Source organism: Noviherbaspirillum suwonense (assembly GCF_900182955.1).
Taxonomy (GTDB): Bacteria; Pseudomonadota; Gammaproteobacteria; order Burkholderiales; family Burkholderiaceae_D; genus Noviherbaspirillum_A; species Noviherbaspirillum_A suwonense.
Genome location: NZ_FXUL01000011.1, coordinates 36,257 through 56,477 on the forward strand (window position 1 = coordinate 36,257; position 20,221 = coordinate 56,477).

General features: G+C 67.1%; 18 protein-coding genes. 4 read left to right on the forward strand and 14 right to left on the reverse strand.

The genetic code is table 11. The features are described from left to right. Positions 1-29 precede the first annotated feature (29 nt). The 14 genes from QOL82_RS14875 to QOL82_RS14940 all read right to left on the reverse strand — a co-directional run bounded on the left by QOL82_RS14875 (position 30) and on the right by QOL82_RS14940 (position 15,894). On the reverse strand, positions 30-1,193 hold the full coding sequence (locus QOL82_RS14875) for a phospholipase D-like domain-containing protein (protein WP_283443075.1): 1,164 nt from the start codon (positions 1,191-1,193) through the stop codon (positions 30-32). Between the two features lie 65 nt (positions 1,194-1,258). Continuing rightward, on the reverse strand, positions 1,259-2,059 hold the full coding sequence (locus QOL82_RS14880) for an endonuclease/exonuclease/phosphatase family protein (protein ID WP_283443076.1): 801 nt from the start codon (positions 2,057-2,059) through the stop codon (positions 1,259-1,261). Next, positions 2,056-2,559, reverse strand: coding sequence for a dihydroneopterin triphosphate diphosphatase (nudB, locus tag QOL82_RS14885; protein ID WP_283443077.1), 504 nt, complete (start codon positions 2,557-2,559; stop codon positions 2,056-2,058). The genes QOL82_RS14880 and nudB overlap by 4 nt, the downstream gene beginning before the upstream one ends. A gap of 120 nt (positions 2,560-2,679) precedes the next feature. Then, positions 2,680-4,479: an aspartate--tRNA ligase gene (aspS, locus tag QOL82_RS14890; RefSeq protein WP_283443194.1), complete on the reverse strand. Its 1,800-nt coding sequence runs from the start codon at positions 4,477-4,479 to the stop codon at positions 2,680-2,682. A gap of 56 nt (positions 4,480-4,535) precedes the next feature. Next, complete coding sequence (locus tag QOL82_RS14895) at positions 4,536-5,162, reverse strand: DUF502 domain-containing protein (RefSeq protein ID WP_283443078.1); 627 nt, start codon at positions 5,160-5,162, stop codon at positions 4,536-4,538. A 36-nt stretch (positions 5,163-5,198) separates the two neighbouring features. Beyond that, positions 5,199-5,507 (reverse strand): FmdB family zinc ribbon protein, encoded by a 309-nt coding sequence (locus QOL82_RS14900; protein WP_283443079.1) that lies wholly within the window; start codon positions 5,505-5,507, stop codon positions 5,199-5,201. Between the two features lie 90 nt (positions 5,508-5,597). Beyond that, the gene (locus tag QOL82_RS14905) at positions 5,598-7,055 is read right to left on the reverse strand and encodes a high affinity choline transporter 1 (RefSeq protein WP_283443080.1); all 1,458 of its coding nucleotides are present in this window, start codon (positions 7,053-7,055) and stop codon (positions 5,598-5,600) included. Between the two features lie 202 nt (positions 7,056-7,257). Next, a complete protein-coding gene (gene ubiB, locus QOL82_RS14910) occupies positions 7,258-8,829 on the reverse strand; it encodes a ubiquinone biosynthesis regulatory protein kinase UbiB (protein WP_283443081.1) in 1,572 nt (523 codons plus the stop codon). Next, positions 8,826-9,404 carry a ubiquinone biosynthesis accessory factor UbiJ gene (locus tag QOL82_RS14915; protein ID WP_283443082.1) on the reverse strand — a complete coding sequence of 193 codons (579 nt, stop codon included), beginning with the start codon at positions 9,402-9,404 and terminating at the stop codon, positions 8,826-8,828. The genes ubiB and QOL82_RS14915 overlap by 4 nt, the downstream gene beginning before the upstream one ends. Positions 9,405-9,481: 77 nt before the next feature. Then, positions 9,482-10,408: a Tim44 domain-containing protein gene (locus tag QOL82_RS14920; protein WP_283443083.1), complete on the reverse strand. Its 927-nt coding sequence runs from the start codon at positions 10,406-10,408 to the stop codon at positions 9,482-9,484. Between the two features lie 8 nt (positions 10,409-10,416). Next, positions 10,417-11,148: a bifunctional demethylmenaquinone methyltransferase/2-methoxy-6-polyprenyl-1,4-benzoquinol methylase UbiE gene (ubiE, locus tag QOL82_RS14925; RefSeq protein ID WP_283443084.1), complete on the reverse strand. Its 732-nt coding sequence runs from the start codon at positions 11,146-11,148 to the stop codon at positions 10,417-10,419. A 133-nt stretch (positions 11,149-11,281) separates the two neighbouring features. After that, the gene (locus QOL82_RS14930) at positions 11,282-13,828 is read right to left on the reverse strand and encodes a branched-chain amino acid ABC transporter ATP-binding protein/permease (protein ID WP_283443085.1); all 2,547 of its coding nucleotides are present in this window, start codon (positions 13,826-13,828) and stop codon (positions 11,282-11,284) included. Continuing rightward, positions 13,825-14,700: a branched-chain amino acid ABC transporter permease gene (locus tag QOL82_RS14935; RefSeq protein ID WP_283443086.1), complete on the reverse strand. Its 876-nt coding sequence runs from the start codon at positions 14,698-14,700 to the stop codon at positions 13,825-13,827. The genes QOL82_RS14930 and QOL82_RS14935 overlap by 4 nt, the downstream gene beginning before the upstream one ends. A gap of 12 nt (positions 14,701-14,712) precedes the next feature. After that, positions 14,713-15,894, reverse strand: coding sequence for an ABC transporter substrate-binding protein (locus tag QOL82_RS14940; protein ID WP_283443087.1), 1,182 nt, complete (start codon positions 15,892-15,894; stop codon positions 14,713-14,715). Between the two features lie 225 nt (positions 15,895-16,119). On the opposite strand from QOL82_RS14940, the gene QOL82_RS14945 reads away from it, so the two are divergent. The 4 genes from QOL82_RS14945 to QOL82_RS14960 are packed head-to-tail and all read left to right on the forward strand — an operon-like array spanning position 16,120 to position 19,489. Further along, positions 16,120-16,551: a nuclear transport factor 2-like protein gene (locus QOL82_RS14945; RefSeq protein WP_283443195.1), complete on the forward strand. Its 432-nt coding sequence runs from the start codon at positions 16,120-16,122 to the stop codon at positions 16,549-16,551. 15 nt (positions 16,552-16,566) lie between these two features. After that, positions 16,567-17,526 carry a polysaccharide deacetylase family protein gene (locus QOL82_RS14950; RefSeq protein WP_283443088.1) on the forward strand — a complete coding sequence of 320 codons (960 nt, stop codon included), beginning with the start codon at positions 16,567-16,569 and terminating at the stop codon, positions 17,524-17,526. Beyond that, the gene (locus QOL82_RS14955) at positions 17,523-18,764 is read left to right on the forward strand and encodes an amidase (RefSeq protein WP_283443089.1); all 1,242 of its coding nucleotides are present in this window, start codon (positions 17,523-17,525) and stop codon (positions 18,762-18,764) included. Before QOL82_RS14950 ends, QOL82_RS14955 begins: the two co-directional genes overlap by 4 nt. Then, a complete protein-coding gene (locus QOL82_RS14960; RefSeq protein ID WP_430438488.1) occupies positions 18,761-19,489 on the forward strand; it encodes a GntR family transcriptional regulator in 729 nt (242 codons plus the stop codon). The genes QOL82_RS14955 and QOL82_RS14960 overlap by 4 nt, the downstream gene beginning before the upstream one ends. Positions 19,490-20,221 lie beyond the last annotated feature (732 nt).

Below are 20,221 nucleotides of genomic sequence, written 5' to 3' on the forward strand. Positions count from 1 at the left end.
ATGACGCGCCCGCCACGCCATGGGCGCGTTCAGGTGTACCTGCCCATCGTGATCACCCGCAGCATCGCGCGGTAGATCAGGAAGGCCGTTCCGTACCATGCCCGCTTGTGCCACGGCGTGTTGCGGAATTCCTCGGCATGGATGCGGACCGCGTCATTGACGCCATGCCGGATATGGTCGCGCAGCGCGAGCGCGAAATCCTTGTCCTTGACCACGATGTTGGCTTCCTGGTTCACGAACAGCGAGAAGCCGTCGTAATTGCTCGACCCCACGGTCGACCATTCATCGTCCACCACCGCCACCTTGCCGTGCAGCTGGGTCTTCTGGTACTCGTAGATCTTGACGCCGTGCTTCAGCAGCTTCGGGTAGAACGAGCGCGCCACCGCGTCCTGGATCTTGAACTGGCCCACGCCCAGCAGCAGCGTCACGTCGACGCCGCGCTCGGCGGCGCGGCACAGCGCGTCGCGCATCTTGCGGCCCGGCGCGAAATAGGGATTGGCCAGCCAGGCGGTCTCGCGCGCGTGGCCCAGCGCATGCAGGTAGGAGCGCTGTATCGTGCGGCGGTTGCGCAGGTTGTCGCGCACCACCAGCGCGGCGAAGGCCGGCGCACTGACGTCCTCGACATGCGTCGTGCGCAGCTTGCGCATGCGGTCCAGCCGCGACTTCAGGTCCAGCTTTCCCAGCCGCGCCCACTGGGTCGTGATCTCGTCATGGATGAAAGACACCAGCGGCCCGCTGATGCGCACGCCGAAGTCCCAGCGCGGCGCAGGCAGCGGCATCGCCGAATCGTCGTCCGAGATCAGGTCGTCGTTGATGTTCAGGCCGCCGAGGAAGGCCAGCTTGCGGTCGACGACGCACATCTTCCTGTGGGTGCGGGCGACGCCGCGCCGAAACCACGGGTTGAAGCTGCGATGCTTGACGCCGCCGGCCAGGAACCGTGCCTTGAGCCGCTTCGAGTTGCGATGGCCGCTGCCGGTCCAGTCGGTGATCACGTACACGCGCACATGGCGCTTGGCTGCGCGGATCAGCGCCTGTTCGATCCGGTGCGCGGTTTCATCGTCCGCGAAGATATAGGTTTCCAGGTAGATCTCGGAAACTGCGTTGTCGCATGCCCGCTCAAGCTCGGGAAAAAACTCGGCGCCGCAATGCAGCAGGGTGAGCCTGTTATTGGCGGTGTAGGAAACCGGACGCATGGAATGCCGCTTCGGGAAAAGCGGCTATTGTAGGCGAAGCGGCGGCGCGGCGGCCTTGCGGGCGATTACGCCAGTTCAAGCTCGGCGACGATGGGCGCATGGTCCGACAGCCGGCTCCACAGGATGCCGTGCATCACCTTGGCCGACCCGACCTTGAAGCCGCGCACGTAGATACGGTCGAGCTGCAGCATCGGCATCGCGGCCGGAAAGGTGCGCGCCGGCTGGATCTTGGGCCCGCGGCCCGCGAGTAGCCGCAGGTAGGTGCCGAAGCCGCGCCGGCTCAGGTTCTCGTCGAAGACCTCGGTCACGCCCAGGCCGGTGCGCAGGGTGTCGCTGAGCCGGTTGTTCCAGTCGTTGAAGTCGCCGGCGATGATGACGGGCGCGCCCGGCGGCGCCGATGACGACACCGCTTCGATCAGCGCGTCGGTCTGGCGCTTGCGGCTGCCCGCGAACAACCCCAGGTGGACGACATAGCAATGGACCGCGATATCGTTGCACTGGACCACGCAATGCAGGATGCCGCGCGATTCGTAGGCATGGTCGGACACGTCCTGGTTGCGCGAGGACGCGATCGGGAAGCTGCTGACCAGCGCATTGCCGTGGTGGCCGTGGTCGTACACGGCATTGACGCCATAGGCGCAATGCTTGTCCTCGCCGGCGAAGAACTCGTGCTGGCCCTGCGACGGCCAGTTGGTGTTAGCTGCATGCTTCAGCGCCAGCAGGTCATGCCGGCCCTGCACTTCCTGCAGGAAAATCACGTCGGCCTCCAGCGCGGACAGCGCCTGCTTGAGCGCGTGGACCCGGGGCCGGCTGCCGATGGTGGAGACACCCTTGTGAATATTGTAGGTGGCGATGCGCAGCTTCATGAAGGTTGATCCTGTTTCTGGTTGTGCTGTTTGCCTGCGCCGGCAAATTGCCGCATGCGCCAGGGCAGTTGCAATATCGCTTCGGCATTCGATGGCGAGAAGCACTTGTCCGCCGCCGCGAGGTAAGGCAGCCAGACGGCGTCGGTATGTTCCCTCGGCGCCAGCGTGACGGTGATGTCGCGCGGTACCTCCAGGCTGAACACGTGCTCGGTGTTATGCGTCACGTCGGGCGCATAGCGGTGCCGCCATACTGGATAGATGGCGTAAACATTGGAAAGTTGCCAGTCGCGAAGATGATCCGGCGCAACCATGATGCCGGTCTCCTCCATCACCTCGCGCGCGGCGGTGACTTCGAGCGGCTCGTCCACGGTGTCCTTGCTGCCTGTCACCGACTGCCAGAACCCGGGATTGGGCGTGCGCTCGATCAGCAGCACGTCCAGGTCGGCGGTATGGATGACGACCAGCACCGATTCGGGGATTTTATAAGGCTTGGCTTGCATGGCGGCGGGATTCGGGCAGAAAGGCCAGTATAGCCGCACGGACAAGAAAAAATGCCGTTCACGGCAAGGTGAACGGCATTGTCATTGACTGGCCGCCTGTCCGGGCGGCCTGCCGCGTTGTTACGCCTTGACTGCCGGCTCCGTGTTGCGCAGCCGGATATGCAGCTCGCGCAGCTGCTTCTCGTCGACTTCGGACGGCGCCTGGGTCAGCAGGCACTGGGCGCGCTGGGTCTTGGGGAAGGCGATCACGTCGCGGATCGATTCGGCGCCGGTCATCATCGTCACGATGCGGTCGAGGCCGAAGGCCAGGCCGCCGTGCGGCGGCGCGCCGTATTGCAGCGCATCGAGCAGGAAGCCGAACTTCAGCTGCGCTTCCTCGGCATCGATGTTGAGCGCGCGGAACACCTTGCTTTGCACGTCGGCGCGGTGGATACGGACCGAGCCGCCGCCCAGTTCCCAGCCGTTCAGCACCATGTCGTAGGCCTGCGCGATCGCGCGGCCCGGATCGGTCTCGATGAAGTCCTCGTGCCCTTCCTTGGGCGCGGTGAAAGGGTGATGCAGCGCGACCCAGCGGTCGGCTTCCTCGTCATGCTCGAACATCGGGAAGTCGACGACCCACAGCGGACGCCAGCCGTCTTCCAGCAAATCAGCCTTGCGACCGAAGTCGCTGTGGCCGATCTTGACGCGCAGCGCGCCGATCGCGTCATTGACGACCTTGGCCTTGTCGGCGCCGAAGAAGATCAGGTCGCCGTCCTGCGCGCCGGTCTGCTCGACGACCTGCGCCAGCGCCGCGTCGTGCAGGTTCTTGACGATAGGCGACTGCAGGCCATCGCGGCCCTTGGCCTTCTCGTTGACCTTGATGTAGGCCAGGCCCTTGGCGCCGTAGATGCCGACGAACTGGGTGTAGGCGTCGATCTCGGAACGCGGCATGATGGCGCCGCCCGGAACGCGCAGGCCGACCACGCGGCCGCCTTCCATGTTGGCGGCGCCGGAGAACACCTTGAAGTCGACGTCCTTCATCACCGCGGTCAGGTCGGTGAACTGCAGCTTGACGCGCATGTCCGGCTTGTCGGAGCCGTACAGCGCCATCGCGGTGGCGAAGTCCATCACCGGGAACGGGTTGGGCAATTCGACTTTCAGCGCATTGCGGAACACCAGGCGGATCATGTCCTCGAACAGGTCGCGGATGTCCTGCTCGCTCATGAACGAGGTCTCGCAGTCGATCTGGGTGAACTCGGGCTGGCGGTCGGCGCGCAGGTCCTCGTCGCGGAAGCACTTGGTGATCTGGTAATAGCGGTCGAAGTTGGCCACCATCAGCAGCTGCTTGAACAGCTGCGGCGACTGCGGCAGCGCAAAGAAATGGCCGGGATTCACCCGCGACGGCACCAGGTAGTCGCGCGCGCCTTCGGGCGTGGACTTGGTCAGCATCGGCGTCTCGATGTCGATGAAGCCGTTGGCGTCCAGGAATTTGCGCACTTCCATCGTCACCTTGTAGCGCAGGCGCAGGTTGTTCTGCATCTGCGGACGGCGCAGGTCGAGCACGCGGTGCGTCAGGCGGGTGGTTTCCGACAGGTTGTCGTCGTCGAGCTGGAACGGCGGCGTGACCGACGCGTTGAGCACCTGCAGTTCATGGCACAGCACCTCGATCTTGCCCGAGCCCAGGTTGGCGTTGCTGGTGCCTTCCGGCCGGCTGCGCACGACGCCGGTGATGCGCAGGCAATACTCGTTGCGGACCGACTCGGCGGTCTTGAAGACGTCGGCGCGGTCCGGGTCGCAGACCACCTGCACCAGGCCCTCGCGGTCGCGCAGGTCGATGAAGATGACGCCGCCATGGTCGCGGCGGCGATGCACCCAGCCGCACAGGCTGACGGTTTGGCCCAGCTGCGCCTCGTTGACGAGGCCACAGTAATCAGTACGCATAGAAGACATAGTCGCTTTCCAGTTCAGTTTGCTTTGCTCGATGCCGGCAGTCTGCTTCAGACCTTGGCCGGGTCGATGATCAGTTTCTTTTCGAAGTATTCGGGCGCCACCACGCCCATCGAAACAATGTACTTCAGCGCCTCATCCACGTTCATCTCGAGCTCGATGGTGTCGGCCCGCGGCACCATCAGGAAGAAGCCGGAGGTGGGATTGGGCGTGGTGGGTATGTAGAGGCTGACATAGTCGCCCTGCAAATGGTTGCGCACGTCGCCGCCCGGCACGCCGGTCAGGAAGCCGATGGTCCAGCTGCCTTCGCGCGGATACTGGACCAGGAGCGCCTTGCGGAACGCGTTGCCCGACGAGGAAAACAGCGTGTCGGAGACCTGCTTGACGCTGGAATAGATCGAGCGCACGACCGGGATGCGGGTCAGCAGCGCTTCCCATGCCCAGACGATGCGCTTGCCGACGAAGTTGCGGGTCGCCAGGCCGGTCAGGAAAATGACCATCAGCGTCAGGATGGTGCCCAGGCCCGGTATGTGGAAACCCACCACCGCCTCGGGCCGCCAGCGCTCGGGCAGCAGCAGGAGCGACTGGTCCATGGTGCTGATGATCAGGTTCAGCACCCAGATCGTGATGGCCAGAGGCACCAGGATCAGCAGGCCGGTAACGAAATATTTACGCATGATCGGAGCTCACGGCGTCGTGGCGGCGGATGCGCGTCACTTCGCGTCGCCGGTGGTGCCGGTCGCGGGCGCGGCCGGGGCGGCGGGCGCGGCGTCGGACTTGGATTCCGTCTTGCCGCCGTTCTCGCCCGTGGCTACCGCGGGCGCGGTGGTGCCGCCCGAACCGCCCTTGAAATCGGTCACGTACCAGCCCGAACCCTTGAGCTGGAAGCCGGCGGCGGTCACCTGCTTCTTGAATTCGGGCTTGCCGCAGGAAGGGCAGACGGTCAAAGGCGCATCGGACATCTTTTGCAGCGCATCCTTGGCAAAGCCGCAGGCGGCGCAACGGTAGGCATAGATCGGCATAATTCCCCAGCGAAAATCGTACAAAACCTTGGATTATAAAGGCTTTCGCGTGGGCACCCCACTATTATCGGCCCTGGCGCGGGACAGCCTTCAGCGGCTGCCGGCGATGCCGGCATCGTGCGCCCGCCGGCCGGGACCCGCGCGCAGCCATTGCGGCAGCACCGAGCCCAGCACCATGCCCGTGAAACTGACCAGCAGCCCGACCAGCTGCGGCGGCCAGATCGAGTCGCCGCCGAAGCGTTCCATCAGCAGCCAGGACGCGAGGCCGCCCAGCACCGCGCACAGCGCGCCCTGGTTGCTCGCCCGCTTCCAGTACAGGCCCATGACCAGCGGGATGAAGGCCGTCACCAGCGTGACCTTGTACGCATTGCCGACCATGTCATAGATCGGCGTGCCCTGCGACAGCAGCGCGAACACCGTCACCACGCAGGCGAAGCAGACCACCACGATGCGCGTGGCCAGCAGCAGCTGCCTGTCGTTCATCGGAAAGTATTCGCGCAGCACGTTCTCGGTCAGCGTGATGCTGGGCGCGAGCAGCGTCCCGCTGGCGGTCGACATGATGGCCGACAGCAGCGCCCCGAAAAACATAACCTGCGCGAACACCGGCGTGTTGTCGAGGATCAGCGTGGGCAGGATCATCTGGGCGTCGGTGTCGAGCAGCGCGGACACCATCTTCGGGTCGATCAGGTAAGCCGAGTAGGCAAGGAACATCGGCACGAAGGCGAACAGAAAATAAAGCACGCCGCCGGAAATCGCGCCGGTGGCGCCGATCTTCTCGGAGCGCGCCGACATCACGCGCTGGAACACGTCCTGCTGGGGTATCGAACCGAACATCATCGTGACGATGGCGCCGGTGAAGGCCAGGATTTCCTTCGTGCCGACCGCCGGCGCGAAGTCGAACTTTCCGGCGGCCGCCGCATGCGCGACCACGTTCTGCGCGCCGCCGGCCATGCCCGAAACCAGGTAGGCGATGTACAGCAGCCCGACGCCGATGATGCTCATCTGAAACAGGTCGGTCATCGCCACCGACCACATGCCGCCGAACAGGGTGTAGACCAGCACGATGGCCGCGCCGATGCACATGCCGGCCGGCATGCTGATGGCGCCCTTGGACAGCACGCTGAACACCAGGCCGAGCGCGGTGATCTGGGCCGACACCCAGCCGAGATAGGACACCACGATGCACAGCGACACGATGATCTCGACCGTGCGGCTGTAGCGCTGCCGGTAGTAGTCGCCGATGGTCAGCAGGTTCATCCGGTATAGCTTCCTGGCGAAGAACAGTCCCACCAGCACCAGGCACATCGATGCGCCGAACGGGTCCTCGATCACGCCGCCCAGGCCATCCTTGACGAATTTGGCCGGTATGCCCAGCACGGTTTCCGAACCGAACCAGGTCGCGAACACGGTGGCGATCACGACATAGAGCGGCAGCGACCGGCCGGCGTTGGTGTAGTCGCCCGAGGTCTTCACGCGGCGCGCCGCATACAGGCCGATGGCGATCGAGGCCGCCAGGTACAGCAGGACGAAAATGGCCAGCGTGCTCATTATTCAGGTGCCCCAGAGAAAATTTTCCGGATTATAACGTTGGGAACCGCTGCCGGATTCGAATGCAAAATTCGCGCCCTGATCCGTGCTGACAGTGTTGCTTCCATGCAAAACACCGGCGCTTCCGGCCATTCGCCCGCGGGAAATGGCGCGCCCGGCCGGGGCGGCGCCGCCGGCCGCCGGCGCCGTTCCCGGTGTCAGCTCACTCCAGCAGGTAATACCAGCGCAGGAACAGCTGCACCACCACCACGCCGACCGCCAGCCCGCCGCCGAAATAGACCGCCACGCTCAGCAGCATGTTGGTGCGCCGCTGCTCCGACAGCACGCGCTTGAGCAGCTCGGCGTTTTCCCGGCTGTCGTTGCCCTGGCTGGCCTGCAGCGCCTGCGCCGCCAGCCGCGGCAGCTGCGGCAGCAGCTGGCTGTAACGCGGCGCTTCCTCGCGCAGCCGTTCGAGCAGACCGCGCCAGCCTATCTGCTCGTTCATCCAGCGCTCCAGGTAGGGCCGCGCGGTTTTCCAGAGGTCGAGGTCGGGGTCGAGCTGGCGGCCCAGGCCTTCGATATTGAGCAGGGTCTTCTGCAGCAGCACCAGCTGCGGCTGCACCTCGACATTGAAGCGGCGCGAGGTCTGGAACAGCCGCAGCAGCACCTGGCCGAACGAGATATCGCGCAGCGGCCGGTCGAAGATGGGTTCGCAGCAGGCGCGCACTGCGGCTTCGAGCTCGTCGACGCGGGTGTCCTTCGGCGCCCAGCCCGATTCGATATGTGCTTCCGCCACCCGCTTGTAGTCGCGCCGGAAGAAGGCCAGGAAGTTCTGCGACAGGTAGTCCTTGTCGAAATCGGTCAGCGTGCCGACGATGCCGAAGTCCAGCGCGATGTAGCGGCCGAAGGTTTCCGGCGCGACCGAGACCAGGATGTTGCCAGGATGCATGTCCGCATGAAAGAAGCCGTCGCGGAAGACCTGCGTGAAAAAGATCTCGACGCCGTCGCTGGACAGCTTCTTCAGGTCGACGCCCTCGGCCAGCAGCCGGTCGATCTGCGAGATCGGGATGCCGTTCATCCGCTCCATCGTGATCACCGACTCGGAACAGAAATCCCAGTACATTTCCGGCACCAGCAGCATCTTCGACTCGGCGAAGTTGCGGCGCAGCTGGCTGCCGTTGGCCGCTTCCCGCATCAGGTCGAGTTCGTCATGCAGGTACTTGTCGAACTCGGCGACCACCTGGCGCGGCTTGAGCCGGCGGCCGTCGGCCCACAGCCGCTCGACCCAGCCGGCGACGATGTGCATCAGCGCCACGTCCTCGTCGATGGTCTTCTTCATGTTGGGACGCAGCACCTTGACCGCGACCTCGGCGCCGTTGCGCAGGCGGGCGAAGTGCACCTGGGCGATCGAGGCGGACGCGACCGGCTTGCGGTCGAACCAGGCGAACAGGTCGTCCGGATGCGCGCCCAGCGAGCGGATGATCTGCGCTATGGCGAGGTCGGAGTCGAACGGCGGCACGCGGTCCTGCAGCAGCGCCAGCTCGTTGGCAATGTCGGGCGGCATCAGGTCGCGCCGGGTCGACATCACCTGCCCGAATTTCACGAAGATCGGCCCCAGCTCTTCCAGCGCGCGGCGCAGGCGCTCGCCGCGGGGCGCGCTGATGTCGCGCCAGAACAGCAGGCGCTTGGTCAGCAGCGCAATGCGCGGCGTGACGCCGGACATCGCGATATTGTCGAGGCCGTAACGCAGCACGACCGAGAGGATCCGGAATACCCGCAGCAGGCGCCGGATCATGCGAGCCCTCCGCGCAGGCGCTCGATGCGCTTGGCAAGCCGCTCGACATCGTCGCGCAGTTCGGCGACATCGGCGCTGAATTCGGCCACCGCCTGCGGCCGCACCAGCAGCGGCTGTTCTTCAAGGAAATATTCGGCGACGTTCTCCTCGATCCGTCGGCGGGTCGCCTTGGCGGCGCCGAACACGGCCCGGCCGCCGGCGACGATGCGGCGCGCGGCGATGTCGCCGACCAGCCGCGACAGGTCGTCCTCGGCTTCCCAGCGCACGCCCTGGGACACCTGCGACACTGCGTTGGCGAACTCGGCGTCGCCCTCGACCTGCACGTAGGAAAACGCGCGTTCGCGGTTCTGCATCATCAGCGGCAGGTCGGACAGCTTCATGCGTATGGTGACATTGGGCACGGCATCGGCCGCGGCGGCTTCGACCAGGCCGTCGGCCGCCACCTGTAATTGCAGGACGACAATACCGGTGTCGATGCGGGCGACCTTGCCGGCATGCAGCGACAGCTTCCGGGTGGCCCAGGCTTCCTGGACCAGCAGATGGTTGATGACAGCGGGAACGGGAGAGGGAATCATGGGACCGGAAAAAGAAACCGCCCGTGAACGCCACGGGCGGCCTGGAGTTTAGCAGTTGCCTGGCGGGACGTGTCTGCTCAGGATAATTGCTGCAGCCCTGCGAGCACCCAGCCGCCCTGCCCCGAGGTCGGCTTGGACAGGTTCCAGATCTCGGCGAACTCGGTGGCGGACGCGTCCGGCGCTTCCTTGATCAGGCCGGAAAACTTCACGCTTGCCAGGTAGTCGTTCGGGCCGGTCTCGATGCCCAGCAGCTCGGCATTGAGCTGGACCACGTCGGTGACGTTGGGCGACGCGCCGCGTTCCTGGATCTGCATGCGCAGTTCGGCGAACATTTCCGGCGTGGTGAATTCGCTGATGTCCTTGACGTCTGCCTTGTCCCAGGCATCCTGCAGGCGGATGAAATACGTCTTCGCATGGCGCAGGAAACCCGGCACGTCGAAGTCGGCCGGCACGCCCTGCGCTGCTGCGCCGGTCGCCGCCGTGTAAGCGCCTGCAGCCGCGCCGGCGCCGGCCGCGGACGGCATCGAATCGGGATACGAGCGCACGCCGGAACCGATCTCGGGCGTGCTGCTGCGGGCATAGCCGCCGGCATAGGCCGGCGTCGCGCCATTGGCGCCTGCGTCCTTGCGGCGGAACAGGCGGATGATGAACATCAGCGCCACGCCCAGCAGCGCGACCATCAGCAGCGTGCTGATCACGCTGGCGAAGGCGCCGCCGATGCCGAAGTGCGACAGCATCGCGCCCAGGCCCAGGCCGAGCAGCGCGCCGCCCAGCATGCCGCGCCACGGGCTGGCCGGGCGGGTTGCAGGTGCGGCCGCAGGCGGCGTCGCCGGACGGGGCGCGGCCTGCTGCTGCATCGGCGCCGACGACGGCGCCGGGCGGCTGAAGCCCTGGGACTGGCGGCCGAAGGAACCGCCGCCGCCCAGCCGTTTTGCGTCGGCGTCGACTGCCACCATCGACAGCGTGCTCGCTACCAGCATCAGCATGGCTATGTACTTTTTCATTACGCCTCCTAGAATTTGATGCCGGTGTGCAGCGCTGCCACGCCGGCGGTCAGGTTGAAGTACTGGACACGTTCGAGACCCGCATCTTCCATCAGCTTCTTCAGTGTGTCCTGGTCCGGGTGCATGCGGATCGATTCGGCCAGGTAGCGGTAGCTGTCGGCATCGTTGGCAATCTTCTTGCCCAGCCACGGCAGCACCGAAAACGAGTACACATCATACGGCTTCTTCAGCGGCTCCCAGACTTTGGAGAATTCCAGCACCAGCAGCTTGCCGCCCGGCTTCAGCACGCGCCGCATTTCGGCCAGCGCGGCGTCCTTGTGGGTCATGTTGCGCAGGCCGAAGGCGACGCTGACGCGGTCGAAATAATTGTCGGGGAAAGGCAGGCGCTCGGCGTCGCACAGCAGGACCGGGTTGGCCAGCCCGTTGTTGAGCAGCCGGTCGCGTCCCACGCGCAGCATCGACTCGTTGATGTCGGTCAGCCAGACCTCGCCGGTCGGCCCGGCCTTTTTCGAGAAGGCCATCGCCAGGTCGCCGGTGCCGCCGGCAATGTCGAGCACCTTGAAACCCGGCCGGATGCCGGCCTGGGCAATGGTGAACGCTTTCCAGACGCGGTGCAGGCCGGCCGACATCAGGTCGTTCATCACGTCGTACTTGGCGGCGACCGAGTGGAAGACCTCGGCAACTTTATGCACCTTGTCTTCTTCGTCGACGGTCTGATAGCCGAAATGGGTCTGGGTCATGTCTGGCCTGGCTTATTGGATGATTGCGCATTATACAAGTGGGGACCCGCCAGGCTGATTGCAAGTTCCCGTCCGCTTGGAGCGCGCGCAAGCCCGCCCGCCGTGGCGGCGGGCGGGCCTGGCGAAACGCGGGTCAGTGCGCGCCGAGGTAGGCCTGGGCCAGCGCGTCGTCGGCAGCGATTTCCGCCGCCGTGCCCTGCGCCACCACCCGGCCGCCTTCGATCACGTAGGCGCGGTCGGCCAGCGCCAGCGCCAGCGCCGCCATCTGGTCGACCAGCAGGATGGTCATGCCTTCGCTGCGCAGCCGGTCGAGCGCGGCGAACAGTTCGGCGATGACCTTGGGCGCGAGGCCCAGCGACGGCTCGTCCAGCAGCAGGATGCGGGGCCGCGACATCAGGCCCCGCGCCACCGCCAGCATCTGCTGCTCGCCGCCGGACAGCAGCCCGGCACGCTGGTGCAGCCGCTCGCGCAGGCGCGGGAAGCGCTGCAGCATTTCTTCCACCCGCTTGTCCATGTCGCGCGGGTCGAGGAAGGCGCCGAGGCGGATATTGTCCAGCACCGACAACTCGCCGAACACCTGGCGGCCTTCCGGCACCAGCACCAGGCCGCGGGCGACGATGGCTTCGGCCGGCAGCCGGGTCAGGTCGACGCCTTCGAAGTGGATGCCGCCGCGCACCGGGCGCTGCAGGCCGGCCAGCGCGCGCATCAGCGTCGACTTGCCGGCGCCGTTGGCGCCCAGCAGCGCGACCATCTCGCCGCGCCTGACCTGCAGGTCGATGCCGTGCAGCACCGGCTCGGCGCCGTAGCCGGTCACCAGCGCGCCCACGCCCAGCACTTCGGGCGTGTCGGCGGCTGCGCGCGCGACGCGGCCGCTGCCATCGAGCATCGCGGCGTCGCCGAGGTAGGCCTGGCGCACCGCCGGGTCGTCCTGGATCTCGGCCGGCGTGCCGACCGCCAGCCGCTGGCCGGCATCCAGCACCACCAGCCGGTCGGAGATGTCCATCACCAGCGTCATGTCATGCTCGACCAGCACCACGCTGACGCCCGCGTCCGCAATGCGGCGCAGCAGCTGCGCCAGCTTGCGCTTGTCGTCGCTGGACAGACCGGCGGCAGGCTCGTCGAGCAGCAGCACATCCGGGTCCGCCGCCAGCGCGCGGGCAATTTCCACCAGCCGCCGGTCGACGTGCGCAAGGTCGGCGGCCGGCGTGTCCAGCGCGCCCTGGTAGCCGCAGTACAGCAGCAGCTGCCGGCTCAGCTGGCGCACGGCCGGCGCCGCATAGCGGGCCGAGCCCAGCAGCATGCCGAGGCGGCCGCGGCAGACCGCCAGCGCCACGTTGTCCTCCACGCTCAGCGTGCCGAACAGCTGCGAGGTCTGGTAGGTGCGGGCGATGCCGCGGCGGGCGACCTGGAATGCCGCCAGCCCCTGCAGCGCCTGGCCGCCGAGGCTGAAGCCGCCCGCGGTCGGCCGGTAGAAGCCGCTCAGCATGTTGAGCGCGGTGGTCTTGCCGGCGCCATTGGGGCCGATCAGGCTGGTCACCGCCGCGACCGGCACCTCGAACCCCAGCTTGCTGACGGCCCGCACGCCGCCGAACGTCATGCCGAGCTCGTGCGCGGCCAGCGCCTTGCGCTGCCGTCCCGGCAGGATCAGGGCCGGCAGCGCGGCCCGCCAGGCGGACGGCGCTGCCGGCGACTGCAGGCGCTGCAGCAGCTTGCGCAGCGTGCCGACGATGCCGTCCGGCGCAACCCACAGCACCAGCAGCAGCAGGCCGCCGAAAAACAGCAGGCGGTATTCCGCCAGCGCCGACAGCAGCTCCGGCAGCAGGCCGACCACCAGCGCGCCGGCCAGCGGCCCCGCCGTGGCGCCGGCCCCGCCCACGACCACCACCAGCATGAACAGGATGGACTGCATGAAGCCGAAGCTGTCGGGCGTGACGAAGCCCGACAGCGGCGCGAACAGGCCGCCGGCGAGGCCGGCCAGCATCGCCGACACCGCGAAGGCGACCGTCTTGATGACCAGCGGGTTCAGGCCGATGGACTCGGCCGCGGTCTCGCTGTCCTTCACCGCGCGCATCGCCGCGCCCCAGGTGCCGCGCGCAAGCCGCGCATAGGCCGCAAACAGCAGGGCCGCGGCGAACAGCGCGAGCAGCGCCACCACCCGCTCGCCGCCGAGGTCGACGCCCAGCGACGGCGCGGTCACGCCCATGATGCCGTTCTGCCCGCCGGTGAGCCCGCGCATCTCGACGATCGCATGCTGGACGATGAAGGAGAACGCGATCGTGATCATCGCAAGATACGGCCCCTTCACGCGCAGCGCCGGCAGCGCCAGCAGCAGGCCGAAGGCGCCGGCGATCAGCGCGGCGGCCGGCCAGGCCAGCCAGAAGCTCCAGCCCATGCCGGTGGTCAGGATCGCGACCGCATACGCGCCGATCGCATAGAAGCCGACATGGCCGAACGACACCTGGCCGGTCAGGCCCAGCAGCACGTTCAGGCCGATGCCGACGATGGCGGTCAGCGCGATGGTGACGATGACGAACACGTAGTAGCTGTTCAGGGTCAGCGCCAGCCCGCAGGCCAGCGCCAGCAGGGCCAGCCCGGCCGCCAGCTGCAGGCGGCTGCCCAGGCGGGACAGCGCGCGCGGCGCGGGAATGGCGGCGTCAACCGCGATCGGTGGATTTTTCATACCTTCCTCACTTCCGCCCGTCCGAACAGGCCGTTGGGCCGCAGGGCCAGGACTGCGATCACCAGCGCGAAGGTGATGATCTGGGTATAGCCCGAGCCCACCGTCGCCGTGATCAGCGCCTCGGCCACGCCGAACAGCAGGCCGGCCAGCATCACGCCCCAGGCGCTGGTGATGCCGCCCAGGATCGCCACCGCGAAGGCCTTGATGCCGAACAGCGTGCCCATGTCGGCGTTCACATTGAACAGCGGCGCAATGAGCACACCGGCAATGCCCGCCAGCAGCGCCGACAGCGCGAACGCCAGCGCCACCACGCGCCTGATCGGTATGCCCATCAGCTGCGCGGCGGAACGGTTCTGCACCACCGCCAGCATCGCCGTGCCCCAGCGGGTGCGGCGCGCGACCAGGTGCAGCAGCGTCGCCAGTGCCAGGCCCAGCATTGGGATGAGCAGCTGCAGCGGATAGACGCCCAGGTTCAGGCCGCCCAGCTCGACCGGCGTCTGCGCCAGCGTGGATGGCAGGCTGCGCGGCTCCTTGCCGAAGGTATGCATGACGAGGTTGTCGAGCACGATGCCCAGCGCCACCGTCGACATCAGCCACGCGTTGGAGCCGCGGCTGGCGAACGGCCGCACCGCGATGAACTCGACCAGCAGGCCGTACAGCGCGCACAGCAGCAGCGCCAGCGCGATGGCCAGCGCCATCGGCAGACCCAGGGTCTGGGCGAACGTGTAGCACAGCACCGCGCCCAGCATCATCGAGCTGCCCTGGGCGAAGTTGACGGTGGCGGAAACGGCGTAGGTGATATAGAAGCCCAGCGCCATCAGGCCGTACATGCTCCCAAGTCCTATTCCGCTAATGAGCGCAGAGGCCAGCATGGCGATGCCTCCCTAGTTGCTGCCGACCGGCAGGATGCGGTTGTCGATGAACTGCGCCCACACGTAGTCGTTCTCGTTGAGGGCGTCCTGCACCGTCGGGCTGAACGGATTGGTATAGGTCTTGATCAGCCCCTCGTAGCGGTCGATCTTGTAGAAGCCTTCGCGCACCGCCGGGCCATTGGTGGAGCCGGCCTTTGCGATGGCCAGCGCAGCCAGCTGCATGCCGTCATAGGCATTGGCCACGCCCACCGCAGGCGTGATGTCGTCCGGCCCCTTGATGGCCGGGTACTTGGCCTTGAGCGCGGCGATCACCTTCTCGCCGGTCGGCGACTGCTTGCCGAAGAAGCTGTAGGTCTGCACGAAATGCACGTTCTTCGCGTTCGGCCCGGCCAGCTCGGTGAAGCGCCCGCCGGCCGGTCCCCAGTGCGACACCACCGGCACCTTCCAGCCCATGCGGTCCATCGACTTGACGACCTGCGACGACGGCCCGACATTGCCCACCATGAACAGCGTGTCGGCGCCGGCCGCCTTGAGCCGGTTCAGCTGCGGCGTGACATCGACGTCGCTGCCCTCGAACTTCTCGATGCCGGCCGGCTTCATGCCCTTCTCGGCCATCGCCGCGGTCAGGCCTTTCTCATTCGACTCGCCCCATGCGTTGTTCACCAGGATCATGCCCGGCTTGGTCGACTTGAAGGTCTTCTGCGCATACTGGAGCATGCCCTTGTCGACGATCTCGTCGACCGCCGAGACGCGGAATGCATAGTTGGGATTCGCGCCGTTCTTGGTGATGCCGGTGCCTGCCGCCCACGGCCCCATGAACGGCACTTTTTCCTGGTTGGCGATGGGCACGATGGCCATCGACACCGGCGTATCGAGGCCGCCGAACAGCACGGCGACCTTTTCCTTGAAGATCAGCTCGCGCGCGGCGACCACGCCCTTGGCCGGGTTGCCTTCGTCGTCGCGGCTCACCAGCTCCACCTTGCGCCCGCCCAGCAGGCCGCCCTTCGCGTTGATCTCGTCGATCGCCACGCTCAGTCCGCGCGTGATCGCCTCGCCGGCCTGCGCCGACTGGCCGGACAAGGCCGTCACCAGGCCGATCTTGATGGTGTCGGCCGCCTGCGCGGCCGGTATGGCGGCAGCGCCCAGGGCTGCGATGCATGCGGCGATGACGGTGCGACGCTTGAAGGAAATCATGGTGCCATCCTTTGTGTGAAGTGAAATGTGATTGAGGTGAACTGCGGAACTGTCCCGGCATGACTTATGCAAGGGCTATGCCATCGCGGCAAAACCTGGCATGTTTTGCCGACAATCCCGGCATTCCATCCGCGGCAATCCGGCAGGCGGGCAGGAAGCGGGACCGGCGCAGCGGCAGCACCGGCACGATGACAGTGCATGACAGCGCACCAAATGGAGAAAACGATGCAGAACGCACCAACACAGGACACTGCGCAGCCCGCCAGCCCGGCTGCCGTCGTCGACGAATACCTGAGGCTGCTGATGATTCCCGACCCGGACGCGGCCCGCCGCCTGGCCGCGCCGGACCTGCAGATCCGCTTCACCGGCGGGCGCGCGATGCGCGAGCCGTCCGAATGCGCGGCCTTCAACGCCAGCCGCTATGCCTGGGTCAAGAAGCGCGTCGAGGCCACCGAGGTGATGAGCGGCGCCACCGATGCGCACGCCATCGTCTACAGCCGCGGCACGCTGCATGGCGCCTGGCTGGACGGCACGCCGTTTGAGGGCAACCGCTATGTGGACCGCTATGTCGTGAAGAACGGGCTGATCGCACAGATGGATGTCTGGAACGACAGCGCCGAGTGGCTGCTGGCGCGGGCCGGCCTGGCCGAACTGTAGGCGGGCGGCACAGCGATGAACGCAAACGACTTCACACGCCTGCCCGGCCATGACCGCTTCCCCTATTCCGGCATCCGCGACCGGCCGCATTACCGCTGGCCCAACGGCGCCGGGCTCGCGGTCTACATCGGCTTCAACGTCGAGCATTTCGCTTTCGGCGAGGGCCTGGGCGCGCGCTTCGGCCCGGTCTGCCCCGAACCCGACGTGCTCAACTACAGCTGGCGCGAATATGGCAACCGCGTCGGCGCATGGCGCTGCCTGGACCTGTTCGACAGCCTCGCCATGCCGACCGGCGCGCTGATCAACACCGCGCTGTACGACCATTGCCCCGATCTGGTGGCGGCGCTGGCCGCGCGCGGCGACGAGCTGATAGGCCACGGCCATACGAATGCGCACCAGCAGGGCCTGCTGCCCGAGGCGGACGAACTGGCGCTGCTGGCGCACTGCCGCGAGCGCATCCTCGCGTGCAGCGGCCAGGCGCCGGCGGGCTGGCTGTCGCCGTGGATATCGGAGAGCCACGCCACGCCCGACCTGCTGGCCGAGAGCGCCTACCGCTATACGCTGAACTGGTGCCACGACGACCAGCCGGTGCGCATGGCCACCCGCAACGGCGCGGGCCTCTGGTCCATTCCCTATCCGCAGGAACTCAACGACATCCCGATGCTGGTGGGCCGGCAGATGGACGCCAAGGACTTTGCCCAGGTCATCATCGACAACTTCGACGAGATGCTGGACCAGTCGCGTGCGCAGCCCCTGGTGATGGGCATCGCGCTGCATCCCTACCTGGTCGGCCAGCCCTACCGGCTGCGCCACCTGCGGCGCGCGCTCGCGCACATTGCGCAGGCGCGCGACCGCGGCGACGTATGGTTCACCACGCCGGGCGCGATCTGCGACCACGTCGACACGCTGGATACACTGAGCAAGCCGGGAATGCCGGCGCCTCCGTTCAACACTGACAAGGAAGGACCCGCATGAACAAGGACGCACTCCCGCCATTCCCGATCGACGACCACGTCGGCGCCTGGACGCCGCACGGCCGCTTCGTCATCGAGGGCGCCGCCATCGGCCCGCTGGCCGGCCTGACCTTCGCCGCGAAGGACCTGTTCGACGTCGCAGGCCATCCGACCGGGGCCGGCAACCCGGCCTGGCTGGCGACCCACCCGGCGCCGGAACGCAGCAGCCCGCTGGTGGATGCGCTGCTGGCCGCCGGCGCGACGCTGGTCGGCAAGACCCTGACCGACGAACTGGCCTACAGCATCAACGGCGACAACGTCCACTACGGCACGCCGCTCAATGTGCGCGCGCCGGGACGCGTGCCCGGCGGCTCGTCGAGCGGCTCGGCGGCGGCGGTCGCGGCGGGCCTGTGCGACTTCGCACTCGGCACCGACACCGGCGGCTCGACACGCGTGCCGGCCAGCTACTGCGGCATCTGGGGCTTGCGCACCACGCACGGGCTGCTCTCGCGAGACGGCCTGGTCCCGCTCAACCCCGGCTTCGATACGCCGACCTGGCTGGCGCAGGATGCCGCGACCTTCCTCGCCGTGGCCCGCGTGCTGCTGCCGGAGACCCGCACCCGCTTCACGCGCGCGCTGCTGCTGGAGGACACGCTGGCCCAGGCCGACGACGCATTCCGGCCGGCGGCCGAGCAGGTATTCGATGCATTATCCGCAGGATGCGACGCCGTCCGCACGACCGTCAGCGGCGGCAAGGACGCCGATGAGGCCGCAGCCACGCTGGAGCAGTGGCGGCAGACCTATATCACCGCATCGGCGCGCGAGGCATGGCAGGTGCACGGCGAATGGATCGGCGCGAACACGCCGGCCTTCGGACCCGCGGTGGCGGCGCGCTTCAACGCGGCCAGCGGCATAGCCGCCGACGCCGCCGACGCCGCGGTCGCGCGTCAGGCCCGCATCCGCGCATCGGTGCGCGCGATGCTGGGCGAGGACGGCGTGGCCGTGCTGCCGTCCGCCGCCAGCGTCGCGCCGCGGCTGGACGCGTCCGGCGCCGAAGTCGACGAGGTGCGCAGCCGCACCTTCCGCATCACCTGCGTGGCCGGGCTGGCCGGCCTGCCGCAGGTCAGCCTGCCCTTCGTTTCGGCATCGGGCCTGCCGGCAGGAATATCCCTGCTGGGCCCGGCCGGCAGCGACCTGGCGCTGGTGGCGCTGGCGGTGTCGCTGTGGCAAAGGCTGCAGGGCGGCGGCGGCGCATCATGAGCAGGATGCCGCCCCGGGACGCGCCGCCGGTGCGCCAGGACGACCCGGCCAGCGCATCCGACGCGATGGTCAAACACATCTACCAGACCGTGTTCGAGCGGGTGATGAGCCAGCAGCTCGCGCCGGGCACCAAGCTGCCCGAGGCGGCGCTGTGCCAGCTGTTCAATGTCGGCCGCACGACCGTGCAGAAGGCGCTGCAGAAGCTTGCGCATGAACACATCGTCGAGCTGCGCCCCAACCGCGGCGCCATCGTCGCGATGCCGACGCCGCAGGAGATGCAGGAGATCTTCGAAGCGAGGCGCTCGCTCGAAGCCGCGGTGCTGGCGCTGGCGGTCAGGCGCGCGACGAAAAAGGATGTCGCCGCGCTGCGCCGCCAGCTCAAGGAGGAACAGGCGGTCATGCATACCTACCGCCAGGCCGACTGGGCGCGGCTGGCCAGCAGCTTCCACCTGCGCGTGGCCGAACTGTCGCGCAACCCGATACTGCAGCGCTACCTCGGCGAACTGCTGTCGCGCTGCTCGCTGATCGTTGCGCTGCATGAACCCGGCGGCCATGCGAGCTGCGAGCATGACGAGCATGCGCGCATCGTCGACTGCATCGCCAGCGGCGACGCCGACGGCGCGGTGCGGGCGATGGACGATCACCTGCAGGAACTGGAGCGAAGGATCAAGCTGGTGGCGCAGCAGTCGGGCACCAGCCTGGCGCGGATGCTGGGAGTGGGATGACGGGGACAGTTCCCGTTAGCTCCGCGCAGCGACAGTTGCCGTTGCCGTTGCTTGTGAAGTGGCCGTTGCCGTTGCAGTGGGTCCCCGTTGATGACGCCACGTCGCTGGTGCCGAAATCGGATAAAGAAGCGTCCGCTGTCTGAGCGAAGCGAGTTTCGGACGCTTCCCGATTTCGGTGCCAGCGGCGTGGGCACCCCGCGCAGCGGGGCGGCATCTCCGGGGTCGCCTTCTCTTGCCTACTTCTCTTGGCGAAGCAAGAGAAGTAGGTCGGCTGCCGGGCCGAAACCCGGCTAGGTCGTCCGGCAGGACAGACGGTATTGCTTCATCCGCCAGCCGGCGTACCGTCGCGAAGCCGCTTTTGCAGTTTGCGACGGCTGCACAACGCAAGGCGCCGATGCTGCGTCTGCTGACGGGTGAAACGTTGAGGCTTCACTACCGTGGGGAGTAGCCGGGTGTTCGGCCCGGCAGCCGACCCGCTTTTTTGCTTCGCCAAAAAAGTGGGGCAAAAAAGGCGACCCCTACGATGGCGGTCCGCTGCGCGGACTGCACGCGCCGCCAGCACCTGAAACGGGAAGCGTCCGAAACTCGCTTCGCTCAGACAGCGGACGCTTCTTTATCCGTTTCAGGCGCTGGCGACGCGTCGCCATCTAACGGGGATTCACTGCAACGGCAACCGCCACTTCAAAAACAGCGGCAACTGCAACTGCAACTACAACTGCAACCGTCGCTGCG